The organism is Streptomyces sp. NPDC093109, from assembly GCF_040701725.1.
Lineage (GTDB): Bacteria > Actinomycetota > Actinomycetes > Streptomycetales > Streptomycetaceae > Streptomyces.
The window spans coordinates 220798-242150 of record NZ_JBFBEZ010000002.1; the positions used below are offsets into that span (position 1 = coordinate 220798).

The following is a 21353-nucleotide window of genomic DNA, read 5'->3' on the forward strand; positions in this document are numbered from 1 at the left end:
TCGCTACCCACATCGAGACCGAGAGAAGATTGAGCCTTATGGCCACCACTTCGCTTGACCTGGCCAAGGTCCGCAACATTGGGATCATGGCCCACATCGACGCGGGCAAGACGACGACCACCGAGCGCATCCTGTTTTACACCGGTGTGAGCTACAAGATCGGTGAAGTCCACGACGGCGCTGCCACGATGGACTGGATGGAGCAGGAGCAGGAGCGCGGCATCACCATCACGTCTGCCGCGACGACCTGTCACTGGCCGCTCGACGACGTCGACCACACCATCAACATCATCGACACCCCGGGTCACGTGGACTTCACGGTCGAGGTGGAGCGTTCGCTCCGCGTCCTCGACGGTGCCGTCACCGTGTTCGACGGTGTCGCCGGTGTGGAGCCGCAGTCCGAGACGGTATGGCGCCAGGCCGACCGTTACGGCGTGCCCCGTATCTGCTTCGTCAACAAGCTCGACCGGACCGGCGCGGAGTTCCACCGCTGCGTCGAGATGATCTCGGACCGCCTCGGCGCGGTTCCGATCGTCATGCAGCTTCCGATCGGTGCTGAGGCCGACTTCCAGGGCGTCATCGACCTCGTGACGATGAAGGCCCTCGTCTGGTCCGCCGAGGCGGCCAAGGGCGAGATGTACGACGTCGTCGACATCCCGGCCGAGTACGCCGAGGACGCCGAGGAGTGGCACGCCAAGCTGCTGGAGACCGTTTCGGAGAACGACGACGAGCTGATGGAGCTGTACCTGGAGGGCACCACGCCCACCGAGGAGCAGCTCTACGCGGCGATCCGTCGTATCACCATCGCCTCCGGCAAGTCCGACACGACCACCGTCACCCCGGTGTTCTGCGGTACCGCGTTCAAGAACAAGGGTGTTCAGCCCCTGCTCGACGCGGTTGTGCGCTACCTGCCGACCCCGCTCGACGTCGAGGCCATCGAGGGCCACGACGTGAAGGACCCCGAGCTGGTCGTCAAGCGCCTGCCGTCCGTCGACGAGCCGCTGTCCGCGCTGGCGTTCAAGATCATGCGCGACCCGCACCTGGGCAAGCTCACGTTCATCCGGGTGTACTCCGGCCTGCTGGAGTCCGGCACCGCGGTGCTGAACTCCGTGAAGGGCCGCAAGGAGCGCATCGGCAAGATCTACCGTATGCACGCGAACAAGCGTGAGGAGATCGAGTCGGCGGGCGCCGGTGACATCGTCGCCGTCATGGGCCTGAAGCAGACCACCACCGGTGAGACGCTGTGCGACGACAAGAACCAGGTGATCCTGGAGTCCATGGACTTCCCGGCCCCGGTCATCGAGGTCGCGATCGAGCCCAAGTCCAAGGGTGACCAGGAGAAGCTGGGTGTCGCCATCCAGTCCCTCGCGGAGGAGGACCCCTCCTTCCAGGTGCACAGCAACGAGGAGACCGGCCAGACCGTCATCGGCGGTATGGGCGAGCTCCACCTTGAGGTGCTGGTCGACCGGATGCGCCGCGAGTTCAAGGTCGAGGCGAACGTCGGCAAGCCGCAGGTCGCTTACCGTGAGACGATCCGTAAGACCGTCGAGCGTGTGGACTACACCCACAAGAAGCAGACCGGTGGCACCGGGCAGTTCGCCAAGGTGCAGATCATGATCGAGCCCATCGAGGGTGGCGACACCTCGTACGAGTTCGTGAACAAGGTCACCGGTGGGCGTATCCCGAAGGAGTACATCCCTTCGGTGGACGCCGGCGCGCAGGAGGCCATGCAGTTCGGCATCCTCGCGGGCTACGAGATGACCGGTGTGCGCATCACGCTGCTCGACGGTGGTTACCACGAGGTCGACTCCTCGGAGCTGGCCTTCAAGATCGCCGGTTCGCAGGCGTTCAAGGAAGGTGCCCGCAGGGCGTCTCCCGTACTCCTCGAGCCGATGATGTCCGTCGAGGTCACCACGCCCGAGGACTACATGGGCGATGTGATCGGCGACATCAACTCCCGTCGTGGCCAGATCCAGGCCATGGAGGACCGGGCGAACGCCAAGGTCGTCAAGGGCCTGGTGCCGCTGTCGGAGATGTTCGGCTACGTCGGAGACCTCCGCAGCAAGACATCGGGTCGCGCAAGCTACTCGATGCAGTTCGACTCCTACGCCGAGGTTCCCCGGAACGTCGCCGAGGAGATCATCGCGAAGGCCAAGGGCGAGTAACTCTTCCGAGTCCACGCTTTAGGCTTGTCACCGGAAGTCCTGGGGTATCCCCGCCGCATCGCGGTGGGGGATACGCAGGGCCCCGGCATCCCAGCAAAGATCACCTGGCGCCGATGAGTAAGGCGTACAGAACCACTCCAGGAGGACCCAGTGGCGAAGGCGAAGTTCGAGCGGACTAAGCCGCACGTCAACATCGGCACCATCGGTCACATCGACCACGGTAAGACGACCCTCACGGCCGCCATTACCAAGGTGCTGCACGACGCGTACCCGGACCTGAACGAGGCCTCGGCCTTCGACCAGATCGACAAGGCTCCTGAGGAGCGCCAGCGCGGTATCACGATCTCGATCGCGCACGTCGAGTACCAGACGGCGTCGCGTCACTACGCGCACGTCGACTGCCCGGGTCACGCGGACTACATCAAGAACATGATCACGGGTGCGGCGCAGATGGACGGCGCCATCCTCGTGGTCGCGGCCACCGACGGCCCGATGCCGCAGACCAAGGAGCACGTGCTCCTGGCCCGCCAGGTCGGCGTGCCGTACATCGTTGTCGCGCTGAACAAGGCCGACATGGTGGACGACGAGGAGATCCTTGAGCTCGTCGAGCTCGAGGTTCGCGAGCTGCTCTCGGACTACGAGTTCCCGGGCGACGACCTTCCGGTCGTCAAGGTCTCGGCGCTCAAGGCCCTTGAGGGCGACGCCGAGTGGGGCAAGACCGTCCTCGAGCTGATGCAGGCCGTCGACGATCACATCCCGCAGCCCGAGCGTGACGTCGACAAGCCGTTCCTGATGCCGATCGAGGACGTCTTCACGATCACCGGTCGTGGCACCGTCGTCACCGGTCGTATCGAGCGTGGTGTCCTCAAGGTCAACGAGACCGTTGACATCGTGGGCATCAAGCAGGACAAGACCACCACCACGGTCACCGGCATCGAGATGTTCCGCAAGCTGCTCGACGAGGGCCAGGCCGGTGAGAACGTCGGTCTGCTCCTCCGTGGCATCAAGCGCGAGGACGTCGAGCGCGGCCAGGTCATCATCAAGCCCGGTTCGGTCACGCCGCACACCGAGTTCGAGGCCCAGGCCTACATCCTGTCGAAGGACGAGGGTGGCCGTCACACCCCGTTCTTCAACAACTACCGCCCGCAGTTCTACTTCCGTACCACGGACGTAACGGGCGTGGTGACCCTTCCCGAGGGCACCGAGATGGTCATGCCGGGCGACAACACCGTCATGACGGTCAACCTGATCCAGCCGGTCGCCATGGAGGAGGGCCTCAAGTTCGCCATCCGTGAGGGTGGCCGGACCGTGGGCGCCGGCCAGGTCACCAAGATCAACGTCTGATCATCCTCGGATGATCGGGCCTGATCCGGCCTGGTAGCTCCCCGGAGCGACCTGAAGGGCCCCGTGCACTGTCCTTGCGGATGGTGGGCGGGGCCCTTTGCGTTGCTGTTGGCCGGTGCCGGTGCCGGTGCCGGTGCTGGTGCTGGTGCCGTTGGTCGGTGCCGTGCAGTGGTGGAAGCACCGAGGAATGTCCGAACGATTGACGTGTACCTGTCCTACCTCTAGCTTCTGATCGGTTTGCCGAACCGTGTTCGGTATATCGGCCGCCACTGTCCCCGCACGGACCTTCGGACCCTGGAGAGCACATGAGCACGAGCACCGGTACCGGCTCAGGCCCCCGCCCCCGCCCCTCGCGGCGGTTGTTTCTCGGCGCCGCCGCGGCCGTACCGCTGGCCCTGAGTGGGGCGCTGAGCCTTGGTGTGCGGCCCGCGTACGCCGTGGACTCCGCCTATGTCATGGGCTACTTCACCGAGTCGCCCAGCGGGCTGGGGGACGACTACGGGCTGCATCTGGCCGTCAGCACCGACGGGCTCCAGTGGATGCCGCTGAACCAGAACAACCCCGTGGTCGTGCCCACCCTGGGCGCGGCCGGGCTGCGGGATCCGTTCATCATGCGCAAGCAGGACGGCGGCTTCGTTGTGATCGCCACCGATCTCAAGGGCACCGACTGGAGCCGCAACAGCCAGTACATCCACGTCTGGGACTCCGCCGACCTGCGCACCTTCACCGGCTACCGGCTGCTGAAGCTGCACGACATGGCCACCCACAGCTGGGCGCCCGAGGCGTACTGGGACGCGGGGCGCGGGCAGTACGGGGTCATCTACTCGGCCGTGAACTCCAGCGGCCACAACGTGATCATGGTGAACTACACCACCGACTTCGTCACGGCCACGGCCCCGCAGGTCTTCTTCGACCCCGGTTACGACGTCATCGACGGCGACCTCGCCGTCGGTGTGAACGGCGTCAACTACCTGTACTACAAGAAGGATCAGGCCCTCGTCGGCGCGCGCTCCACCACCCTCGCCCCCGGCAGCTTCACCCCCTTCAGCACGCCGGTCGCGCAGGGCGGCACCGAGGCGCCGACGCTGGTGAAATCCCTCACCTCCGGCACCTGGTACCTGTGGGGCGACACCTACACACCCAACGGTGTCTTCTACGCCTGGCAGAGCGGCAGTCTCGCCGCCGGCACCTGGGCGGCCGTGGACCAGCGCCTCTACACCCAGCCGGTCAACTCCAAGCACTGCACCATCGCGACGATCACCGCGAGCGAGTACTCCAACCTCGTCGCGCGGTGGGGCAGTCCGGCCTGGAACCGGCTGAAGTCCTACAACTACCCGGGCCGTTACGTCCGCCACTCCGGCTTCGTCGGCCGCATCGACCCGTACCCCTTCGACCCGTACACCGACGCGCACTGGAAGCTCGTGCCGGGCCTCGCCGACAGCGCGGGCGTGTCCTTCCAGTCGGTCAACTATCCGGCCCGCTATCTGCGCCACTACAGCTACAACCTGCGGCTGGACGAGAACGACGGCACCTCGGCGTTCGCCGCCGACGCCACGTTCCACCGGACCGCCGGGCTGGCCGACTCCTCCTGGACGTCGTTCCGCTCGTACAACTTCCCGACGCGCTACATCCGGCACGCCGACAGCCTGCTGCGGATCGACCCGGTGTCGACCGCTACCGAGCTGGCCGACGCGACCTTCTCCGTCGGGTACTGACGGTCGGGAGAGGGGAGTTGGGGAGTTGATGAGGGTCCTTCAAGGAGTGAGTGACGGCAAGGTGTTGACGCTTTGCCGATCTTATACTTAGGTATGCCTTACCTAAGCTCGCTTCTGCGGCGGGCTCGCTCGTTACGCGTTGAAAGGTGTCCTTCTTCATGCGTCCAACCGCTCTCCTCGCCCGTACCGCCGTCGCCGGCCTCGCCGCCGCCGCGCTCACCGTCGGCCTCGCGGGCTCCGCGTCCGCCGCGACCGCCGGCCGCACGGTCACCGTCGGCAGTGCGACGTACAACCTCTCGGTCACCGCGCCCAGCACCCTGGCCGCCGCCGGCGAGAACGTCACGGTCACGGGCAGCGGCTACAACATCGCCAAGGGGATCTACGTCAGCCTCTGCGTCATCCCCGACGGCGTCGACACCAACGACTCCAGCACCTTCACCGCCAAGCCCACGCCGTGTCTCGGTGGCCAGGACGAGGCCGGCACCACCGGCGCCTCGCACTGGATCAACAGCGACTGGTACTGGCTTGCGGGCTCCAACTCGTCCCCGTACACGAACGTCGGCGGCGTCGGCAGCTTCTCCGTGCCGATCCACGTCAACCCGAACATCGCCTCCGGTGTCACCTGCGGCCAGAACGGTGTGAAGTGCGCCATCGTCACGCGCGCCGACCACTTCGACTCCAACAACCGTGACTACGACGTCTATGTGCCGGTGACCTTCCAGTGAGTTCACTCCTCCCGAAAAGACCTCTCACCAAAAGAGGCCGTCTTCTCGCGGCCACCGCCGCGGCGGGTCTGCTGATCACCGGAGTAACCGGTGCGGCGCCCGTCGCGGCGGTGGCCGTTGCGAGTGGTGCCACCGCCGGTAGTGCCACTGTCGGTAGTGCCACTGTCGGTAGTGGCACCGGGCCCACCGGGCAGACCCTTACCGTCTCGTCCACCGAGGGCCTCGCCCCCAAGGGCGCCACCGTCACCGTCACCGGCTCCGGTTACGCCCTCGACAAGGGCATCTACCTCGCCTTCTGCGTCATCCCGGACACCGGCAAGGAGCCCACCCCCTGCCTCGGCGGCGCCGACACCACCGGCTCCTCGGGATCCTCGTACTGGATCTCCAGCAACCCGCCCGACTACGCGACGGAGATGGTCAAGCCCTTCACCCAACAGGCCGACGGCAAGGGCGGGTTCGAACTCCAGCTCACCGTCAAGGCGCAGGACGCGGAGATCGACTGCACCCAGGTCCGCTGCGCCGTCGTCACCAAGGCCGATCACACGCACCTCACCGAGCGCGCCCAGGACGTGATCGTCCCGGTCACCTTCGGTACGGGCGACGGTGACGGTACGGAGGAGCCCACGCCCGAGGTGCCCGAGGGGACCGTACGGCACGCGCTGACCCGCTCGTTCGGCACCGGCCCCGCGGCCGTCGCCGTCGACCCGGCCGACGGAAGCGTCCACGTCAGCGAGGCGCGCGGCCTCTCCACGTACGACCCGGCGACCGGCGAACCGGCCGGCGACCCGCTGACCGGCCCCGGCACCGCCACCGCCGCCTCCATGGCGCTGGACCCGGACGCCGGCCTGCTCTACGTACCCCGGCCGAACGCGGTCGCCGTCGTCAACTCCCGTACGGGCGAGGCGGTTGGCGAACCCATCACCGTCCCGGGCAGCGTCGGGCTGATGGCCCTCGACCCGGCCGGCAGGCGGCTCTATGTCGCCGTCGCCAACGCCAAATCGGTGCTCGTGTACGACACGGAGACCCGGCGGGCGGTCGGTGAGCCGGTCGCGCTGCCCTTCGCGCCGTACGGGCTGACGGTCGACCCCGTGCACCACATCGGGTACGCGGTCTACGTCGGCGGCGCGGTCGTCAACGGCACGTACACCTTCGCCAACAACCTCGAAGCCATCGACGGCGCGACCGCCACTCTGACCTCCACGGTCAGCATCGGCACCACGGCGCTGGGCAGCCAGGGCGTGGCCGTCGACCCGTCGACGCGGACGGCGTACGTGGGCAATATCGCGGCCGGTACGGTCTCGGTCGTCGACCTGGCCGCGGGCGCGGTCACCGGCACGATCCCGGTCGGGGGTGCGCCGAAGTACCTGGCGTTCGACGGGGACACGAAGACGCTGTACGCGGGCCGGCTGAACAGCACGGCGGTCGCGGTGGTCGATGTGGCCGGGGAGACCCCGGTCGTTGACGCCGTCGAACTGCCTGCTGCTCCTTCGGCGTTGGTCCTGGACGCCCCTCGGCACACCGCGTACGCGCTGGCCGACGGCAAGGTCCACCAGATCGCCCGGCAGGTCTCCCCGAAGGTGACGGAGGCCCCTGCGGACACCACGGTCAAGGCCGGCGCGGAGGTGGCCCTGACGGCCGCCGCGGAGGCGACTCCGGCGCCGGTCGCGCTCTGGGAGGTCAGCACGGACGACGGCCGGACGTGGAGTGTCATCGCCGGCTCGGCCGCCCCGGAACTCACCTTCACGGCGCTCGCCGCCCATGACGGCTACCGCTACCGCGCGGTCTTCAGCAACGTGGTCGGCAGCGCGCGGACGTCGGCGGCACGGCTGACGGTCGAGCCCGCCGATGACGAGGGTACGGACGGGGGCGCTGATGGCGGTGCCGATGGGGGCGCTGACGGCGGTGCCGATGGGGGTGCCGATGGGGGTTCTACCGACGGTGGGACGGACGGCGGCTCTGCCGATGGCGGGACCACTGACGGCGGCTCCACTGATGGTGGGACGGACGGCGGCTCTGCCGATGGTGGGACGGACGGTGGTTCTACCGATGGTGGGACGGATGGCGGCGGGACCACGGATGGTGGCACCACTGATGGTGGGACCGACGGTGGTTCCACGGACGGCGGTTCGACCACCGACGGTGGCACCACCACGACCAGCGGCGGTACGACCTCGGGTGGCTCCACCACGGGCGGCTCCACCTCGGGTGGTTCGGACACCACCGGCGGAACCGTCGGCGGCGCGGACACCACCGGCGGCGTCGACACCATCGGCGGCACCGGCGGCGGCCTCGCCTCCACCGGCAGCTCCGTACTCCCGCTGGCCGGCACGGCGGCCCTGCTGATCCTGGCGGGCGCGGCGGCGGTGCTTGTACGGCGACGCCGTATCTCCGTCACCGGCTGACAGTTACCCGTACGACAACCACAACGCACACCGCACAACCAGCCCGGCGCCCCGAATCCCCAGGGGCGCCGGGCGCTTCCGTACGGTGTCCGATCGGCCCGTCGTCGCCGGGAACCGGCCAGATGTTCTTCAAAGCGGTCACCCATACGGCTGATCGTCGTTTACCAGTGTGGATCAGCACGCCGGAGGCGGAGGAGGCTCTGTGGGGCCCGCCGTTGGTGATGGCGGCAGACGGTGGGGACACCAGAAGGAGGTAGTCAGGTGGCGGAGGTCATGACCGGCGAGCTGGATGAACGGGTGCTGGGGCGCAGGTGGACGGTGCGTCTGGACGCGGTCGGCCGCGAGAGCGCGGCGGTGCGTGTCTCGTGCGGCCGTCCCTCCTGTGCCGCGCAGCTTCTGCCGTCCGCGGCGGAGGGCCGTGCGGCGGCGGTGGAGCATCTCAAGGCCCATCTGCGGGCCGCTGCCGGGCCTCGGGCCGATGCGTACTGCGCGTGCAAGTCCGAGGGCTGCCGCGCCCATGTCCGGCCCGCCGAGCGTGGTGAGCGTGAGCGCGCCGAACCCTGGCGGTGCGGTGGAGCGGTCGTTCTGGCCGTGCTCGGCGACCGGGGCGGGCGCTGGTGGCGGGCCATGGAGTGCTGCGCACGCTGCGCGGCAGCCACGCCCGGCACGAAGATCGTCTCGACTGCCGCCGCACCGGCTCCGGCCGCTTCCGGGCGTGCCCCCGGCCGTGCCCCCGGCCGTGCCCCTGGCCGGGTCCCGGCCCCAGCTCCGGCTGCGAGCGTGCAGTTCTCCCACAGCGCCTCGGCACCCGCCGCGATGTCCGCGGCCGGTCCGCAGAACGCGCCCGTCTCCCGTACCGCGCCCGCGTCCCGTACCGCGCCCGCGCGGAGCCGCTCCCGGCGCGCGAAGATCGCGCAGCGGATCATCCCGTACGACCTGCGGCCCGTCGCCCTGCGCGACGAGCTGATGGAACTCGGTGATCTCTTCCGCGCCTACCAGCGGCGCGACGAGCCCGACCTGGCGCAGCTCGCCGACCTCCACACGCGCAAGGCGCGCGCCTTCGCCGCCTGGGCCGAGGCCACCGGCGACACGAGCCTGCGGCTGGACGGCCAACGCGCCGAGCAGGCCGCCGCCGCCGCCCTCCTCCAGCACCAGCAGCGCACCGGCATTACGGTCGGCGACGGGCCTGCCGTGGCCCGCCTGCTGCCAGGTCCCGCGCAGTGGGATCTCGCCCGGTCCGTCCTCGCTCACGCCACCGCCAACACCCCGCTCCCCGGCCCGGAAGCCCGCCTGCTGGTGGTGATGCTGACCCTGCGCACCGCGCACAGCGGCGCCGGCAATCTCGTCGGACAGGACATCACCGCACTGGGACTGACCGATCCGGAGCTGCTGACCGAGCAGTTGGCCGGGTGCGGCTGGCTGGAGCTCCCCGGCACCGTCGCCGACCTTCTCGCCTCCCGGCCGGAATCCCCGACCCCCATCACCGTGCCGTCCCTCACCCCCCACCCGGACACGCCAGGACCGTTCACGTTCGGCAGGAAGATGCGGCCCAAGCTCAGCGGATGGGCCCAGCGAGTCGTCTCGGAGAAGAAGCTCCGCAAGCGCAAGGCCCCTGCGGACGTCCGGCTGCTCGCCCTGACACTCGCCACCCGGATCTGCGGCGACGGCCAACTCGGCCCCTCCGGCGGCCGGGGCATCGCCCTGGAGTCCCTCGTATCCGGCTGCGCCGTCGACCCCGTCGAACTGCCCCACCTTGTGGAGCGGTTGACCGCGGCGGACTGGCTCACCGACGCCGTCCTCACCGAAACCCACCTCACGGGCCGGCTGACCGAACGAGTCCTTCCGCTCACCTGCCCTCTTCCGCCGGAAACCGCCCTGGCCGACTGACCGCCGACTGGCCGCCGACCGGCCGGCGGGAACACCTGGCGACTTCATCCAAGCTTCACCGCTTGTGCCTCGCGGGGCATGGTGGGGATCGCCGGGTGGCCCTATCGTCACTGCCGATCTCCAACTGAGCACGGCTGACGAGAGGTTGAGGCCAGCGATGAGTGTGTTTTCCAGGAGCGGACCCGGGAGACCGGGCAGGTTCGGTGGGGGAGTGGTGGCCGCGGCGGTCGGGGGGCTGATCGCGCCGTTCCTCGTCGCCGCCCCCGTCGCGGGGGCCGCGGGGGCCGCGGGCGCTGTGGGCGCCGTGGACGTACCCGCGGGTGAGGTGCGCAGCCCCTCCGCGTACGTCGATCCGCTGATCGGGTCGGCGAACGGCGGCAATACGTACCCCGGGGCCAATCTGCCCTTTGGGATGATCGCCTGGTCCCCGACCAGCACCGCCGGTGATCAGACCAACACCGCCGCCGCCAACGGCTATTCGTACAACACGACCCGCGTCCGGGGCTTCAGCCTCACGCACGTCAACGGCGCCGGGTGCCACCCGGGCGCGGCGGGGGACGTACCGGTCATGCCGTTCGTGGGGGAGGTGGACTCCTCGCCGACCGCCGACACCAAGGACCAGAAGTACGCGTCGGGCTTCACGCACGCCAACGAGAACGCCGAGCCCGGGCGTTACCGCGTAAAGCTGGACTCCGGGGCGGCCACCGACCTCGCCGTCAGCGAGCGGGCCGGCGTCGCGGACTTCACGTTTCCGGCGGACCAGCCGGCCAATCTGCTCTTCCGCGTCTCCAACTCCCTCAACGGCAGCAAGGACGCGCACATCGACATCGACGCCAAGAACCGCAAGGTGACGGGCTGGGTGGAGACCGGCGCGTTCTGCGGGCGGCGCGCCAACGGCGGCTCGAACAACCGTACGAGCTACTACCGCCTCTACTTCACCGCGTCCTTCGACCGCGCCTTCTCCGGCGTCGGCACCTGGCGCGACGGCACGCTCTCGCCGGGCGCCACGACGGCCGACGGCGGCGAGGGGTACCTCACGGGCGCGGACCGGGCGGGTCGCGGTTCCGGCGGTTACGTCAGCTTCGACACGGCGAGCGACAACGATGTCAGGATGCGGCTCGGCATCTCGTACGTCTCCCTCGCCGGCGCCGAGGCCAACCTGCGCGGCGAGATAGCCCCCCGCGCGAGCGCGGCCGACGTCGCGGCGGCCGGGCGGGCCGTCTGGGACAAGAAGCTGCGCGCGGTGCGGATCAGCGGGGGCAGCGAGGCGCAGCGCACCACCTTCTACACCGCGCTCTACCACGCGCTCCAGCAGCCCAACCTGATCAGCGACCGCGACGGCCGCTACCCGGGAATGGCCCGCAATCCCGACGACAAAACCGACAGGGTCGGCGAGACGCAGCGTGTCGTACGCGGGCAGGGCGCGCAGTACAGCAACTTCTCCGGCTGGGACCAGTACCGCGCCCAGGTGCAGCTGCTCGCCCTCCTCGAACCGCGCGTGGCGGGCGACTTCGCGCAGTCGCTCTTCAACTTCGCGCGCCAGAACGGCGGCGTCTGGGACCGCTGGGTCCACATCAGCGGCGCGACCCATGTGATGACCGGCGACCCCACGGCCGCGACCCTGGCCACCTTCTACGCCATGGGCGTCCGTAACTTCGACGTCAAGGGCGCCTTCGCCTCCCTCTACCGTCAGGCCACCGTCCCGCACCCGGACGGCCTGTCCGACGCCGGCTGCCCCGGCCAGTGCGAGGGCCAGCGTCCCAACCTCGCCCAGTACCTCGACTCCCACTACGCCGCCCAGGACGTGTGCCACTGCTGGGGCGGCGCCGCCGAGACGCTGGAGGACGCCGTGGCGGACTCGGCGCTCGCGCGCTGGGCGAAGCTCCTCGGCCGCGAGGCTGAGGCCAAGGAGCTTGAGGCGCGCGGCGGTTACTGGCGCAATGTCTTCAACCCACAGGCCGGCAACGGCGTTGGCTACATCCAGGCCAGGAACCTCAACGGCTCCTGGGTCACCCCCTTCGACCCCGCCTCCGACCGCGGCTTCGCCCAGGGCACATCGGCCACGTACACCTGGATGGTGCCGCAGGACGTCCAGGGCCTGGCCGACGCCATGGGCGGGCGCGAGATCGCGGCGGCGCGGCTGGACGGCTTCTTCCACAAGCCCGACGGCTCCTGGTCGCTGCGCGGCGGCGACCCGCTGCGGTACGACGCCACCAACGAGCCGGGCATCCACGCGCCCTGGCTCTACAACGCGCTCGGGCAGCCCTGGAAGACCCAGGAGACGGTGCGCGAACTGGTCGACGCGGTGTACGGCACCGGCCCCGCCGGCCTCCCCGGCAACGACGACCTCGGCACCATGTCCGCCTGGTACGTCTTCGCCGCGCTCGGCATCTACCCGCAGACCCCCGGCCGCGCCGACCTCCTCCTGACGAGCCCGCTCTTCCCGCGCGCGGTGATCGCCCCGGCGGGCGGGCGCGGCGCGATCACGATCAGCGCGCCGGACGCGTCGACGACGAACTCCTACGTCGACTCCGTACGCCTCAACGGCCGTACGCGCGACGCCTCGTGGGTCGACGGCTCCCTCGTACGGAAGGGCGGATCACTCACCTTCGGCCTCACCGACAGCCCGAACACGACCTGGGCAACGGCCCCGGAGCGCCTGCCGCGCTGACGCGTGCGGCCGTCGGCTCTGCCGCCCGGCCCGGCGTCCCTCCCAGGGGCGCCGGGCCACTCCTGAGGCTCAGCGCTTGCCGGGCCCGGGCGCCGGAGGTTTCGCCGGAGGTTTACGGTGCCTGCCGGTGCCTGCGCCAAGCGGCTTCTGCGCGGGCGCGGGCACCGGCTCCGGCTCCGAGACGGGAGGCTCACCGGCCTGCGGGTACAGGATGCGCTTCGCCTCGGCGAGATTGACGGCGAACCCATGGGGTTCCCACGCGTGTCCGTTCCATCGCTGGATGACACGGGGCGCGTCCGGGTTCACGTGGGAGCCCTGTGGACCGTCGCCCGGCACCAGCGGGAGGGCACGGAGCTGCCCGATCTTCGCGTCACGGCGTTCCGCCCACTCGGACAGCGGCTCGTCGTCCATTCCGTTTCCTTACGACTCAAGGGCCGCTCATCCGCAGCTCGGGCAGCTCAGGCAGCTCAGGCGGCTTGGACATGACCACCTTGGGCCGCGACCGCTGCCGTGCAGCCGCGGCAGGTGCCCGGTTCCGGGGCCCGGTAGGCGCGGTCGCAACGGTCGCAGTTCTGGAGCGGGTGCGGGCGGGGAGCGGTTACGGCGCCGACGGGCGGCGCGGCCTGGAGCGGGGGCGACGGCAGGAGTGGGGGCGGCAGCAGCGCCGTGAGGCGGTGGGCCAGGAGGGCGGCCGGGTGGCGCAGGTCGGGCGGGAGTGCGGCGGTCAGTGCGTGGCGTACGGCGTATGGCGTGGTGCCGCGTTCCAGCCAGGCTTCGACGCCCGGGGCGAGGCGTTGTACGTCCCGCTCCGAGAGGAGCAGGCGCGGGTCGTCGCGGCGCAGCCCGGCGAGGAGGTCGGCTGCGGCGCGGCGGCGGTCCAGGTCGTGTGCGGCGGCCTGGGGAAGCGGGGGCGACGGGGTTTCCCGTACGGGGGTTTCCCGTACGGCGGGCTCCCGCGCGGGGGCCGGGGCCGGCGCGGAAGCCGGGGCCGGCGCCGGTGGCACGGGCGGTGCGTCGGCGGCCGTGGCGGGCGGCGTGTGGCGAGCGGCGGTGGTCGGAGTAGGGGCGGGCAGGACGTCCGGAGCAACAGGGGGCCGCGCTGGTTCAGGCTCCTCGGGCGCGGGCTCGCCGCCCTGGCTCTGGCCCTGGCCCGGCCGGGCCCCCTGCGCGGCGGCTGCCTCGCGTGCGAGGCGGGCACGGGTGGCCTCGGGGTTGTTGTACGAGATCGTCCGGGTGACGATCTTGCCCTCGGGCGTCCGCATGCGGCGCCGCTCGATGTACCCGTGGGCCTCCAACTCCCGCATGGCGGCGGCGATCCGCTCGCGCCCTTCCGGGAACCTCGCCGCCAGCGTCCTGATGTCCACGGGTGCGCCCTCGGGCAGCGACTGGATGTAGGTGGCCAGGCCGATCGCACAGAACGACAGGTCGGGGTGCTGGGCGAGGTGATCGCCCACGATCGTGAAGCCGGGGTTCTGGAATTCGGTCATCTTCATCACTCCGGATGCGGACTTGCGAACTACGTAACGGATGCGTGCGAGCGCATTAAACTGGCTTTTAGCCATCGGGAAGCTCTTTTCTTCCTTGGTGGTCAGGTCCTCGATCGGGATGCCAGTCCCGGCCGGGGGCCGTCTCATGTTCTGGTGCTGTTCGGTGTGTCGAGGCTGAGCCTGCCTCCCCGAACACACCAAAAGCCAGCCGTCCAGGGCGAGATCACCCGTGTGGGTGACCTGCCCGGGGTTTGGTTGGGTTGGGTTGGTTATTTCCCTAGGTTCTTTGGTCTTTTAACGTCCCGCAGCCGCGACGCCCGTCCCACCTGGGCCCGTGTTCCCGGGCTCCGGTGGCCCCGTCCGTGGAGGCGGGGCCGCTGGTGCGTCGGTACGGTCACCTGGACCGGATCCCGGTAGCAGTAACAGGTGTACGAGTACCCCTGCTCAGCCTCCAGGGGAGTCGGCGGCGCCGGCGGAACGGCCCGCGCCGGGCTCCCCATCCACGCGTACAGCACCCCGGCCGCGAGGACGACGAGGCTGAGCGATATCGACGTAACGCCCCACAGGACGCGCACGGTTACGGCGTCCACGACACCTCGGCCCCGCCCTCTGCCTCGGAGAAGCTCAGCTCCGCCCAGACCGTCTTGCACGGCGGCGGCCCGGACGTCACACCCCACCGCTCGGCCAGCGCCTCGACCAGCGCGAGCCCGCGCCCCGTCTCCTCGTACGGCCCCACCGGCCGACGCCCGGTCGCGGGCAGCCGGTTGCCCTGCGAATCGGACACCTCGATCCGCAACACCCCCGGCGCGGGCCGCAGCAGCCGCACCCGGAAGTCGCGTCCTGGCGTACGGCCGTGCTGCACGGCGTTCGTCGCCAGCTCCGCCACGACCTGCGCCGCCGCGTCGAAGGGCAGCCCCCACGAACGCAGTTGCTCCACGGCCAGCAGCCGCGCCAGCCGGGCGCCTCTGCGGGTGGACGAGAACTGGACGCGGAACTCCTCGGAGTACGGCGCGGATTGGGTGAGGGGCAGGTGGCAGGCGTCGAGCTCGGTATCGACGATTTCGTGGTTCACATCACACAGAGTGGCCGGATATGTCTAGCCTGAACAGTGAGCATCCCCTTACGGACGGTGATGTGTACAGTCCGGGCGCTTTTCTGTCAGGGCGCTGTCCGGGTCGCGGGCCGTGACCTTGAGTGGGGGTACGGGGATTGAGCCATGACGACACGATTCCGGAGGTGTACGAAGTGGGTGCAGACGGCAAGGCCAAGGACTTCACGACGGACGGCGCGGACGAGCCCGACTGGGAGGCCGCCGACCTGGACGACGACTCGCGAGCGGTCATGGTGGCGGTGGGCCGCCAGATCAAGCTCTGGCGCGTGGCAGCGGGGCTGAGCCAGGCCGAGTTCGGGGTGGAGATCGGGTACGGCGAGAACCAGATCTACAAGGTGGAAGCGGGCAAGCGCATCCCGAGGCCGGAGTTCCTGGACAAGGCGGACAGGGCGCTGGGCGCGGAGGGCAAGATCGCCGCGATGAAGGTGGATGTGGCGCAGGCGAGGTACCCGAAGAAGATCCGTGACCTGGCGAGGCTGGAGGCGGAGGCGGTAGAGCTGGGAGCGTACGGCAACCACAATCTTCACGGGCTGTTGCAGACGGAAGAGTACGCGCGGGCACTGTTCGACGTCCGGCGCCCGGCCTTCGCCCCGAACGACCGTGAGCGGTACGTGGCGGCCCGTATCGCACGGCAGGAGATCTTCGACCGTACGCCGGTGACCACGCTCACCTTTGTCCAGGAAGAGGCCACGCTACGGCGGCCGATCGGGGGCAGAATGGTATTGCGCCGACAACTCGAACACCTGCTGGAACGAGGGAAGTTGCGGCACGTGGAGATCCAGGTAATGCCGACGGATCGAGAGGACCATGCCGGAATGGGTGGTGAACTCCAAGTGCTGAAGCTGAGGGACGGTTCTGCGGCCGGATACGTGTCGGGGCAACTCACCACCCGGGTGCTCTCCGACCCGAAAGACATTCAGATCCTGGAGATGCGATATGGGATCATCCGATCGCAGGCTCTCAGCCCACGGGAGTCGCTGGCCTTCATCGAGAAAGTGCTGGGAGAGACATGATCCGCGAGTCTGAGCTGAACTGGTTCAAGAGCAGCTACAGCGGCAGCAACGACAACGACTGCGTCGAGGTAGCCGCCACCCCGAGCACCGTCCACGTCCGCGACTCCAAGGACGTCCAGCTCTCGCACCTCGGCTTCGGCCCCGGCGCCTGGGCCGACTTCGTCTCGTACGCATCGGAGAGGTGAGCGGGATGTCCTTGGAGTCTTCGGAACCCGCCGACTGGTTCAAGAGCAGCTACAGCGGCCCTAGCGACAACGACTGCGTCGAGGTCGCCGCCACCCCGAGCGCCGTCCACGTTCGCGACTCCAAGGACCCCCACCGCCCCCACCTCGGCTTCGCCGCCCCCGCCTGGGCCGCCTTCGTGCCGTACGCCTCCGAACGCTGACCACCCGGAGGCGTACGGCCCGTACATCACGAGGAGGAGATCGGGAGCGTGCGCCTACACCACGCAGACGATCCGGCGGGGTGGGGCAGCAGACCAGAATGACCGCCATGACGAAGTGCAAGAAGTGCGGTGCGCAGAAGCGCAGTTGGCCCCGTTCCTGCCCTCGGTGCCGTGCGGGGGAGGGCCGCGAGGACGTGGTCGCCGACGCCGCCGACCTGGCCGTACCGGCAGGTTTGTTCGAGTGGATCGGGCAAGGAGTAATGACAGTCGTCCGGCTCGTGGTGCGTGCCGTCACCTGACGCGGTCCGTCCCCGCCGACGAGCCGCCCCGGCCGCCAGCGGCCCCGCATGCCGCGCGCCCCGAGCCGCGCGCACGGCCCTGGGCCGACTTCGTCCCGTACGCGTCGGAAAGCTGCCTCTCGTAGCCCGGGTGAGCGGTGGCCCATGTCCGTATGCCTGTCCTGTTGGACGGTGCATTGTGGGTGCTGTTACTGGAGACATCAGTAAGGTCGACGGCCGTACCACGTACAGCCCGTCCTGCTCAACGCGCTCACCGCGCAGGACCACTCAGGGGTTGTCGTCTGCACCCGTGATCCGGAGACGGGAGAGAGCAGGCTGACGCCTCTCACCGAGCTGCCCGGGTACGTGGATCTCCTGGCGGCCGGCGACCTGGGGGACGCCGTCGCCAAGGGGCGGCTTCCGGACGCCGTACGCCCCAGGGACGTGGGCACGGTCAGCGTCGAGGACTTCTTGAGGAGCCTGTGAGTCTGTGAGCAAGCAGCGTCGGCCGGCCACGGGCTTGGACCGACCGGCACATGGGGGCGGCGTCACGGGGCTGGGCACGCACGTCTGCGGCGTTGTCGTCACTCCTCTCCAAGGTCTCGGCTTCGCTCGACCAGGGGAGACCCCATCCGCTCCGCGTTGACTCAATCCTCCGCCTTGCAGCCACACGCACCCAGCCCCGCTCCTTCACCCACCCCCCATGTGCCGGTCGGTCTTAGAGCTTCCCGTCGTGGATTTCCTCGATACGTCCGTCTTCGTGGAGATCCTCGACGTTCCCTACATGAACGACCACAGAGCCGACGTGCTGGCCGAGATGGACCGCAGGCTCTCCGACCGTGTTCAGTTCATCCTGCCCACCGCGACGGTGGTGGAGACCGGGAACCACGTCTTCCAGATCAAGGAGGGGGCGGCCCGGCGCCGGTGCGCCACCACGTTCATGAAGATGCTGCGGAAGACCGCGCTCGGCGAAGCACCCTGGGTGCTGCACGAGCGCACGTGGGACGGTTCGCTCCTGATGTCCCTGTGCGGCGGCGGCGTCACGGGCATGGACCTTGTCGACCACGCCGCGCGGCAGCAGCTCGGGACGGGCGATCTGAGCATCGTGGTGGAGCGCGACCTCTACTCCACCCGTGTGCAGGCCCAGGTCCGTATCTGGACGCTGGAAGCGACGATGAGTACGTGGGCCGATCTCGGCTGAGCCGAGGGACCGGGCCGACTTCGTCTCGTATGCGTCGGAGGCGTGCTTCCGTACCCGACGACTGACAACTGACAACTGACAACTGCCTTGGTCAGTCTGCGGCTTGCTAGTGTCATGCCGCTGGGGGACTCCCAGATCAGGAGGCTCTACGCATGGTCATACGACTGGTCAAGACTCCGCGCCGATTCGAGTTCCAGAGCTTCATCCTGCAGACCGGGACGGCGTTGCACGAGACGGACCGTACGTTCGCCTTCGCGTTCGCCGATTGGAGCGGTGACGGTCGCCCCGATCTGGTGGCGATCAAGAAGAGCGGGACGGGGACGGGCAGTACCGAGGTTCACGTTCTCTCGGGTGCGTCGGGGTACCGGCAGTTCGTACTCCAGACCGGGACGGCGTTGCACGAGACGGACCGTACGTTCGCCTTCGCGTTCGTCGACTGGAACGGCGACGGCCACCTCGACCTGGTGGCGATCAAGAAGAGCAGGACCGGGACGGGCAGCACCGAGGTTCATGTCCTGTCCGGTGCGTCGGGGTACCGGCAGTTCATCCTTCAGACGGGTACGGCGTTGCACGAGACGGACGGTTCGTTCGCCTTTGCCTTCGCCGACTGGAACGGTGATGGCCACCTCGATCTGGTGGCGATCAAGAAGGCCGGGACGGGAACGCGTAGTACCGAGGTGCATGTTCTGTCGGGTGCGTCGGGGTATCGGCAGTTCATTCTGCAGACGGGGACCGCGCTGCACGAGACGGACAGCACGTTCGACTTCGCGGTCACGGACTGGAACGGCGACGGCCACCTCGATCTGGTGGCGATCAAGAAGAGCGGGACGGGGACGGGCAGTACCGAGGTGCATGTTCTGTCGGGTGCGTCGGGGTATCGGCAGTTCATCCTTCAGACGGGCACGGCGTTGCACGAGACGGACCGTACGTTCGCCTTCGCGTTCGCCGACTGGAGCGGTGACGGTCGCCCCGATCTGGTGGCGATCAAGAAGAGCGACACCGGGACGGGCAGCACCGAGGTCCACGTCTTGCCGGGTGGGTTTCCCGCGGCTCCCCGTGATGGCCGAGCGGTCGGCCACGGCGTCTACAAAACACGCGCTTCCGGCTTCAAGTAGTCATGCCCGTGGGGCAGGTCGTGCCGGTGGCTTACCGCAGGACCGGGAGATTGGCGGATGCGTACTCGGCCGAGATGGTGAAGACGCTCGCACAGCGAGCGCACTCCGCCTTGCCGAACAGGTGGAGGATTCCGCTGGCCAGGACGTTCTGGCCGTCCCGGGCGGCGATCTCGTGCATCCACGGCCCGTGCCGGACAGCTCCTCGGCGGAGGCCGGCCGCAGGGCGCGTCGGTCCACGTCGCCCAGGTTCCAGTCCCGGATCGCCGAGTAGCGCCCGTGGTGGCCGACTGCGACGGTCACTTCCACGGCGCAGTGGGGGCAGGCCAGGTGGTAGAAGTCGTCCGTGAAGTCTCCCAGCACGGCCGCCCAGTGGTACTGCTCCTCAACCGCGAGCAGTGCGCGGAAGGCGGCGAGGTAGTCGTCGGCCGGGCGCGATCGCAGGTGCCTGTTCAGCAGCTCACGGAACTCCGAGACCGCATCGGCGGAGTCCGTCAGCAGTTCGTCGCAGCCGTGCGGTCCTGCCGCGCGCTCCATGATCTCTCCGGCCAGACGACGCGCGTTCGCGCTGCTGTGGGCGAGACGCACCAGCGTTGGCAGGGCGGCGAAACCGGCGGGCGATACGAGGTCATGTTCAAGGAGCAGCCGGTATCCCAGCTCCTTCCACGCTTCGGCGCCGCTGCCGTGTTGTGAGTGCTCCACCTGCTCAAGGAGCTTGGGGACGCGGTCGGTGTCGAAGTGGCAGTCGTGTGCTTGTGTCCAGTCCATCATTCGGGTCTTCAACCGAGAGTTGAGGTCCCATGCGTCCCGCTACGCCCGTCAGGCACGGGCACTGGCACAGACGCAGGCGCCGGCGCCGTGCGCTGCTCCGTGAGGCGGGTGCGGAGGCGGGCCGCGTCCTGGCCGGGCGGGAGGCCGTAGGTGGCGCGGTACTCGCGGTTGAACTGGGTGGCGCTCACGTAGCCGACCGCCTCCGCGACCTGGGCCGCGGTGGCGTCGCCCGTGACCAGGCGGCGGCGGGCCGCTTGCAGGCGCAGGTGTTTCTGGTACTTGAGCGGGCTCATGCCGGTGGTCGCCTTGAAGTGCCGGTGCAGGCTGGCTGGGCTCATGTGCGCGACGGCGGCGATCGCGTCGATGCTGAGCGGTTCGGTGTAGCGCTCGCAGATCCAACGGGCCACCTCGCGGACCCGGTTGGTGGCCGAGTCGGCCGGTGACCACTGGCGCAGGATGGCGCCGAGCGAGCCGCGCAGCAGCCGGTAGAGGATCTCGCTCTCGATCCGGGGGGCGAGCGCGTGGATGTCCTCGGGGGTGTCGAGGAGTTCGACCCAGCGGGTGACCGCGTCGAGGAGTTCCGGTGTCATCTGCGCACTGGCCTGCCCCGCCGCTGCCGCGGCCGACGGGGTGGGCGGGTCCGTCTCGTCCAGTTCGATGAGCAGGTCGGCGAAGGTCTGGCCGTCGAGCCGCATGACGGCGGCCCGGTAGGGCACCTTCGCCAGGTCGACGGCCACGGGCAGGTCGACGGTGATGAGGAGCATGCTGCCGGCGTCGGCGCCCCCGCAGAGATCACCCGCGGCGGTGCGTTTCGCGCCGTCGCTGACGAAGCAGATCATCGGCTCGTACAGCTGGTCATGGCGCTCGATGGGTTCACCGACCGAGACCAGGGAGAGCCCCGGGATCCTGGTGTCCGCGCTCAGGCCCACACAGTGCCGGTCGATGGCCGCGCTCAGCCGGTCCAGCATGGCGCGATTCGGCTCGGCAGGCTCTCGCGTGCTGTGTCCGTGCGTGGCGGGCTCCTGCATGCCGTACTCCTTGCTGAGAGGATCAGGCAACTCTACGCGACCGGTGCCCCATGCCCCC

General features: G+C 69.2%; 19 protein-coding genes. 14 read left to right on the forward strand and 5 right to left on the reverse strand.

Annotation, left to right across the window (positions count from 1 at the left end):
• The first annotated feature begins 38 nt into the window (after positions 1-38).
• The 7 genes from fusA to AB0389_RS03385 all read left to right on the forward strand — a co-directional run bounded on the left by fusA (position 39) and on the right by AB0389_RS03385 (position 12909).
• Positions 39-2165 carry an elongation factor G gene (gene fusA / locus AB0389_RS03355; protein WP_366393612.1) on the forward strand — a complete coding sequence of 709 codons (2127 nt, stop codon included), beginning with the start codon at positions 39-41 and terminating at the stop codon, positions 2163-2165.
• A gap of 150 nt (positions 2166-2315) precedes the next feature.
• Complete coding sequence (gene tuf, locus AB0389_RS03360; protein ID WP_366393613.1) at positions 2316-3509, forward strand: elongation factor Tu; 1194 nt, start codon at positions 2316-2318, stop codon at positions 3507-3509.
• Between the two features lie 305 nt (positions 3510-3814).
• Positions 3815-5224 carry a glycoside hydrolase family 43 protein gene (locus tag AB0389_RS03365; protein ID WP_366393614.1) on the forward strand — a complete coding sequence of 470 codons (1410 nt, stop codon included), beginning with the start codon at positions 3815-3817 and terminating at the stop codon, positions 5222-5224.
• Positions 5225-5382: 158 nt separating this feature from the next.
• Positions 5383-5949: a hypothetical protein gene (locus tag AB0389_RS03370; RefSeq protein WP_366393615.1), complete on the forward strand. Its 567-nt coding sequence runs from the start codon at positions 5383-5385 to the stop codon at positions 5947-5949.
• Entirely contained in the window at positions 5946-8351 is a 2406-nt protein-coding gene (locus tag AB0389_RS03375) for a YncE family protein (protein WP_366393616.1), read from the forward strand. The genes AB0389_RS03370 and AB0389_RS03375 overlap by 4 nt, the downstream gene beginning before the upstream one ends.
• A 273-nt stretch (positions 8352-8624) precedes the next feature.
• Positions 8625-10238: a hypothetical protein gene (locus AB0389_RS03380; RefSeq protein WP_366393764.1), complete on the forward strand. Its 1614-nt coding sequence runs from the start codon at positions 8625-8627 to the stop codon at positions 10236-10238.
• Positions 10239-10533: 295 nt separating this feature from the next.
• Positions 10534-12909, forward strand: a complete 2376-nt coding sequence (locus AB0389_RS03385) for a GH92 family glycosyl hydrolase (RefSeq protein WP_366393765.1) — start codon at positions 10534-10536, stop codon at positions 12907-12909.
• A 69-nt stretch (positions 12910-12978) separates the two neighbouring features.
• On the opposite strand, the gene AB0389_RS03390 is transcribed toward AB0389_RS03385, so the two are convergent.
• The 3 genes from AB0389_RS03390 to AB0389_RS03400 form a co-directional block, all read right to left on the reverse strand.
• Positions 12979-13320 carry a DUF6087 family protein gene (locus tag AB0389_RS03390; RefSeq protein ID WP_366393617.1) on the reverse strand — a complete coding sequence of 114 codons (342 nt, stop codon included), beginning with the start codon at positions 13318-13320 and terminating at the stop codon, positions 12979-12981.
• A 56-nt stretch (positions 13321-13376) separates the two neighbouring features.
• A complete protein-coding gene (locus AB0389_RS03395; protein ID WP_366393618.1) occupies positions 13377-14396 on the reverse strand; it encodes a hypothetical protein in 1020 nt (339 codons plus the stop codon).
• Between the two features lie 577 nt (positions 14397-14973).
• Positions 14974-15426 (reverse strand): ATP-binding protein, encoded by a 453-nt coding sequence (locus AB0389_RS03400; protein ID WP_366393766.1) that lies wholly within the window; start codon positions 15424-15426, stop codon positions 14974-14976.
• Positions 15427-15641: 215 nt separating this feature from the next.
• On the opposite strand from AB0389_RS03400, the gene AB0389_RS03405 reads away from it, so the two are divergent.
• From AB0389_RS03405 to AB0389_RS03430, 6 genes are all read left to right on the forward strand, one after another.
• Positions 15642-16520 carry a helix-turn-helix transcriptional regulator gene (locus AB0389_RS03405; protein WP_366393767.1) on the forward strand — a complete coding sequence of 293 codons (879 nt, stop codon included), beginning with the start codon at positions 15642-15644 and terminating at the stop codon, positions 16518-16520.
• A complete protein-coding gene (locus AB0389_RS03410; protein WP_366393619.1) occupies positions 16517-16705 on the forward strand; it encodes a DUF397 domain-containing protein in 189 nt (62 codons plus the stop codon). The genes AB0389_RS03405 and AB0389_RS03410 overlap by 4 nt, the downstream gene beginning before the upstream one ends.
• Positions 16706-16710: 5 nt before the next feature.
• The gene (locus AB0389_RS03415; RefSeq protein ID WP_366393620.1) at positions 16711-16905 is read left to right on the forward strand and encodes a DUF397 domain-containing protein; all 195 of its coding nucleotides are present in this window, start codon (positions 16711-16713) and stop codon (positions 16903-16905) included.
• Between the two features lie 107 nt (positions 16906-17012).
• Complete coding sequence (locus AB0389_RS03420; protein ID WP_366393621.1) at positions 17013-17204, forward strand: hypothetical protein; 192 nt, start codon at positions 17013-17015, stop codon at positions 17202-17204.
• A 712-nt stretch (positions 17205-17916) separates the two neighbouring features.
• Complete coding sequence (locus tag AB0389_RS03425; RefSeq protein ID WP_366393622.1) at positions 17917-18384, forward strand: hypothetical protein; 468 nt, start codon at positions 17917-17919, stop codon at positions 18382-18384.
• A 152-nt stretch (positions 18385-18536) separates the two neighbouring features.
• Entirely contained in the window at positions 18537-19499 is a 963-nt protein-coding gene (locus AB0389_RS03430; RefSeq protein WP_366393623.1) for a VCBS repeat-containing protein, read from the forward strand.
• Positions 19500-19530: 31 nt separating this feature from the next.
• Here AB0389_RS03430 and AB0389_RS03435 read toward each other — a convergent pair whose 3' ends face one another.
• Positions 19531-19677 (reverse strand): hypothetical protein, encoded by a 147-nt coding sequence (locus AB0389_RS03435; RefSeq protein ID WP_366393624.1) that lies wholly within the window; start codon positions 19675-19677, stop codon positions 19531-19533.
• A gap of 101 nt (positions 19678-19778) precedes the next feature.
• Here AB0389_RS03435 and AB0389_RS03440 point away from each other — a divergent pair, with 101 nt between their 5' ends.
• Positions 19779-20189, forward strand: a complete 411-nt coding sequence (locus tag AB0389_RS03440; protein ID WP_366393625.1) for a hypothetical protein — start codon at positions 19779-19781, stop codon at positions 20187-20189.
• An 86-nt stretch (positions 20190-20275) separates the two neighbouring features.
• On the opposite strand, the gene AB0389_RS03445 is transcribed toward AB0389_RS03440, so the two are convergent.
• Complete coding sequence (locus AB0389_RS03445) at positions 20276-21295, reverse strand: AraC family transcriptional regulator (protein WP_366393626.1); 1020 nt, start codon at positions 21293-21295, stop codon at positions 20276-20278.
• Positions 21296-21353: the final 58 nt, after the last annotated feature.

Excerpts from the sequence above, each read along its gene's own strand:
- AB0389_RS03445 (WP_366393626.1), bottom strand. The coding sequence starts at position 21,295 with ATGCAGGAGCCCGCCACGCACGGACACAGCACGCGAGAGCCTGCCGAG.
- fusA (WP_366393612.1), top strand. The coding sequence starts at position 39 with ATGGCCACCACTTCGCTTGACCTGGCCAAGGTCCGCAACATTGGGATC.
- AB0389_RS03435 (WP_366393624.1), bottom strand. The coding sequence starts at position 19,677 with ATGCACGAGATCGCCGCCCGGGACGGCCAGAACGTCCTGGCCAGCGGA.
- AB0389_RS03390 (WP_366393617.1), bottom strand. The coding sequence starts at position 13,320 with ATGGACGACGAGCCGCTGTCCGAGTGGGCGGAACGCCGTGACGCGAAG.
- AB0389_RS03365 (WP_366393614.1), top strand. The coding sequence starts at position 3,815 with ATGAGCACGAGCACCGGTACCGGCTCAGGCCCCCGCCCCCGCCCCTCG.
- AB0389_RS03410 (WP_366393619.1), top strand. The coding sequence starts at position 16,517 with ATGATCCGCGAGTCTGAGCTGAACTGGTTCAAGAGCAGCTACAGCGGC.
- AB0389_RS03415 (WP_366393620.1), top strand. The coding sequence starts at position 16,711 with ATGTCCTTGGAGTCTTCGGAACCCGCCGACTGGTTCAAGAGCAGCTAC.
- AB0389_RS03430 (WP_366393623.1), top strand. The coding sequence starts at position 18,537 with ATGGTCATACGACTGGTCAAGACTCCGCGCCGATTCGAGTTCCAGAGC.
- AB0389_RS03370 (WP_366393615.1), top strand. The coding sequence starts at position 5,383 with ATGCGTCCAACCGCTCTCCTCGCCCGTACCGCCGTCGCCGGCCTCGCC.
- AB0389_RS03395 (WP_366393618.1), bottom strand. The coding sequence starts at position 14,396 with ATGACCGAATTCCAGAACCCCGGCTTCACGATCGTGGGCGATCACCTC.
- AB0389_RS03380 (WP_366393764.1), top strand. The coding sequence starts at position 8,625 with ATGACCGGCGAGCTGGATGAACGGGTGCTGGGGCGCAGGTGGACGGTG.
- AB0389_RS03420 (WP_366393621.1), top strand. The coding sequence starts at position 17,013 with ATGACGAAGTGCAAGAAGTGCGGTGCGCAGAAGCGCAGTTGGCCCCGT.